The sequence below is a fragment of the Streptomyces sp. NPDC048523 genome (genome assembly GCF_043199815.1).
Lineage (GTDB): Bacteria > Actinomycetota > Actinomycetes > Streptomycetales > Streptomycetaceae > Streptomyces.
In genome coordinates this window covers 1-3571 of record NZ_JBICWQ010000026.1, presented here as the reverse complement: position 1 = coordinate 3571, position 3571 = coordinate 1, and the positions used below count along the sequence as shown (strand labels likewise).

The following is a 3571-nucleotide window of genomic DNA, read 5'->3' as shown; positions in this document are numbered from 1 at the left end:
CTAAGAGCGACCGAGGATAGGCCCGAGGGTTGCGGAAGCCCGGGGGTCCCATGGCAATGGAAATGCCCTGGTTCTCGCCTGTCATGTCGGACGATCTTCTCTGAGCTATCAGTGCTGGCGCACCCCGTCGATGACGAGTGTCAGCAGGCGATCGGTTTCGGCCGCGCCGTCACTGTCGTGTTCGGTGGCCAGCGCGATGGCTCCGACGAGTTTGAGCAGCTGGGTGATGGTGACCTGGGGGCGCATGGCGTGTGCCTGGTGAGCGCGCGCGAGTAGTTCGCTGCCGGCGTTCACGATGAGCGTGTGGCAGGTGTCCCCGAGCGTCGGATCGCCGGCGCCAGGCATCAGGGCTGCCCCCAGACCCTTGTTGGTTACGGCGTGTGCCCCGACGGCGTGGAGCCAGGTGACGAGCGCAGCCCCCGGATCGGACTCGGTCGCGAGGTCGCGTGCCTTGGCGCAGAGGGTCTCCACCCGGTCTTTGAAGACGGCCTCCAGCAGCGCCTGCCGGGAGGGGAAGTGCCGGTGCAGTGTGGCTGAGCCGACTCCGGCATGGCGCGCGATCTCCTCCAAGGAGGCTTCAACGCCGTGCTGGGCGATGGCGGCCCCGGCGGCGGTCAGGATCCGTTCGTAGTTGCGCCGAGCGTCGGCGCGCATGGGACGCCTGGGCGAGGACGGCACGGTGGCGTCTTGGGACACGGGAGCTCCTGACGGCTTGCTAACCGGGGTGGCCCTCCATATTGTATCGAGCATTAACTGGAGGGCCACCCCACTTACGGGATGGTCCTCCCCGGTGCGTGCGAGATCCAGGAGAGACAGTGGAGCTGACGGACAAGACCATCGTGGTGACAGGCGCGACCGGCCTGCAGGGCCGGGCAGTGACCAGGCATCTACTCGACGGTGGCTGGCAGGTGCGCGCCCTCACACGCAATCCGGACGGCGCGCCGGCCAAGGCCCTGGCGAGCGCCGGCGCGCAGATCGTACGCGCGGAGATGGAGGACATCTCCTCTCTCGTCGACGCCGCCGAAGGCGCCTACGGGCTGTTCAGCGTCCAGCCCACGGTGGGTTCCCCCGGCACGGCGGCGGACTTCTCCGCCGAGGACGAGGTCCGCTGGGGAATGAACATCGCCGAAGCCGCCCAAACCGCCGGCATCAAGCACCTCGTCTTCAGTTCGGTCGCCGGCGCGGACCGCCATGACAGTGAGATGTTGCCGCAGAACCTGATCAGCAAGTGGCGCATCGAACAGAACCTTGCGAAGCTCGGCCTGCCCGCCACGATTCTGCGGCCGGTGTCCTTCATGGAGAACTACACCGGTGAATACGCCCTGCAAGGCGGCAACCTGGTCTCAGGTATCGCACCCCACGTCACGCTGCAGATCACGGCCGTGGACGACGTCGGCTTCGTTACCGCCCTGGCCTTCTCCCGGCCCCAGGAGTGGGTCGGGCGAGCCATGGCCTTGGCTGGCGACGAACTGACTCCGGTCCAGATCGCAGCGCACATCGAGACGGCCATCGGACGCCCGCTGCCGTACGCCCAGATCCCGATAGAAACGATCCGCGCCGTCAACGAGCAGTTCGCCTTCGCCCACCAGTGGCTGAACGAACGCGGTTACCGCGCCGACATCACCGCCACACGGCGGATCCACCCCGCCGCGATGGACTTCCGCACCTGGCTGGAGCGAACCGGTGCAGCCCAGATCACGGCATTCCTGAACTCCCAGGATGCACAGGAACAGGGCGCGTGAGCGGTCAGAGGCCCCACCTTGGGCGTATCGGCATCTGGGCCGGCGAACTCGACAGCTGCCCGGCTGCCGGTGTCCGCGAGGCCGTGACCACTATCGAGGAGTTCGGCTTCGGCACCTTGTGGTTCCCCGAGACAGCGGGGCGGGAAGCGATGGCGCAGGCCGGGATCCTGCTGTCGCAAACCCGCCGGATCGTGGTGGCAGCCGGCAGCACGGACATCTACGCGCGTGACGCGGTGACGACCGCCGCCGCACAGCGCACCCTTGAGGAGGCATTCCCCGGACGCTTCCTGCTCGGCCTGTGGGACAGCCACCCCAGCCTCGCCGAAGACATCCGCGGCCACCGCTTCGGCCCCCCACTGCCCACCATGCGCGCCTACCTCGACGCGCTGGACACCGCCCCCTTCGGGCCTCCGGCCACGGCAGCCTCGCCACACCGGGTGCTGACGGCCCTGGACCCCGGCATGCTCGCACTCGCCGCCGAACGAGCCTGGGGCGCAAACCCGTTGGGCATGCCGGTCGAACACACCCGCAACGCCAGAGCCGTGCTCGGACCCACCGGGCTCCTGGCCGTCACCCAGCTGTGCGTGATGGGCCCGGACCGCTCGCACACCGCCGCACTGGCTCGCACCACGGCAGCAGCTGCCCTGCCCAACCGCCGCACCCTGCTCCCAGACCTGGGGTACGAGAACGTGGACCCGCTCGACGACCGACTCGTCGACGCGCTCGTGGCCCACGGCACCGCCGAGGACATCGCCCGCCGCGTCCATGAGCACCTTGACGCCGGGGCCGACCACGTCAGCCTCCACCTCCTCACCCCAACGCCCCACACCCCGCCCACACGGCAGTGGAAGCAACTCGCAGTACATCTGCTGCCCTGACCCGGCCCGGGAACGTGGCGAACAGGCGCGGCTCTGCTGCTCTCGCCGCCCTGTTCGCCGAGCAAGCCAAGGAGATGCCTTGCCCTCCGTGCCGTCATCTCTCTTTGAGCCTCTCTGGGAACAGTTCTCCGCTCTCCTGCCCGAGCGACCCGAGTTCGACCCCACGCATCCGCTGGGCTGCCACCGTCGACGCGTTCCAGACAGGATGGTGTTCGGACTGGTTGTCGAAGCACTGGTACACGGCTCTGGATACGAACGAGTCGCCACCGCCGACTGCTCGGACTGGACCATCCGCAACAGGCTCAGAGAGTGGAGCAGCCTGGGACTGGCACACGAATTGCACCGCATCGCGCTGACCGCGTACGACAAGATGATCGGCCTGGACCTGTCCGAGCTGTCCGTCGACGGCTGTCACACCAAGGCCCCATGCAAGGGCGACAAGGCAGGGCCGTCGCCAGTCGACCGGGCCAAGCAAGGGCTCAAACGTTCCACCCTGGTCGACGGCGACGGGATACCGCTCGGCCTCGCCTCAGCCGGCGCCAACCGGCACGACTCGGTCCTGCTCGAACCGACCATCGAAGCCGCCAAGCACCAGGTCGGGAACCTGCCCACCAATGCCACCGTGCATCTCGATTCAGCCTACGACGGCAAGCCCAGCCGCCGGATCCTCGACGACCACGGCCTCATCGGCGAGATCGCCCGCAAAGGCGTGCCCGCTCCGATCCAAGTCGGCATGCGCTGGGTGGTTGAACGCACCCAATCCTGGATGAACGGCTACGGCAAGATCCGCCGCTGCTTCGAACGCGATGGCCGAGTAGTCGACTTCTACCTCTACCTCGCCGCCGCGTTCGTCACCGTGCGCGCCTTAGTTCGACGTGCAAGAAAGCTCTACCGGTGGCCGAGCCGCCCAACTGCACGTCGCCTGAGATGACGCCTAACCTCGGTCGCTCT

4 protein-coding genes are annotated in these 3571 nt (G+C 67.8%); 3 read left to right on the top strand and 1 reads right to left on the bottom strand.

Going from position 1 to position 3571, the window contains the following annotated elements; all coding sequences use genetic code 11:
- Positions 1 to 108: 108 nt before the first annotated feature.
- Positions 109 to 696 carry a TetR/AcrR family transcriptional regulator gene (locus ACGFWE_RS43395; RefSeq protein ID WP_393606201.1) on the bottom strand — a complete coding sequence of 196 codons (588 nt, stop codon included), beginning with the start codon at positions 694 to 696 and terminating at the stop codon, positions 109 to 111.
- Positions 697 to 815: 119 nt separating this feature from the next.
- On the opposite strand from ACGFWE_RS43395, the gene ACGFWE_RS43390 reads away from it, so the two are divergent.
- The 3 genes from ACGFWE_RS43390 to ACGFWE_RS43380 all read left to right on the top strand — a co-directional run bounded on the left by ACGFWE_RS43390 (position 816) and on the right by ACGFWE_RS43380 (position 3551).
- Positions 816 to 1742, top strand: coding sequence for an NmrA/HSCARG family protein (locus ACGFWE_RS43390; protein WP_393606199.1), 927 nt, complete (start codon positions 816 to 818; stop codon positions 1740 to 1742).
- Positions 1739 to 2620, top strand: coding sequence for a TIGR03620 family F420-dependent LLM class oxidoreductase (locus ACGFWE_RS43385; RefSeq protein WP_393606197.1), 882 nt, complete (start codon positions 1739 to 1741; stop codon positions 2618 to 2620). Before ACGFWE_RS43390 ends, ACGFWE_RS43385 begins: the two co-directional genes overlap by 4 nt.
- 79 nt (positions 2621 to 2699) lie before the next feature.
- The gene (locus ACGFWE_RS43380; protein WP_393606195.1) at positions 2700 to 3551 is read left to right on the top strand and encodes an IS5 family transposase; all 852 of its coding nucleotides are present in this window, start codon (positions 2700 to 2702) and stop codon (positions 3549 to 3551) included.
- Positions 3552 to 3571: the final 20 nt, after the last annotated feature.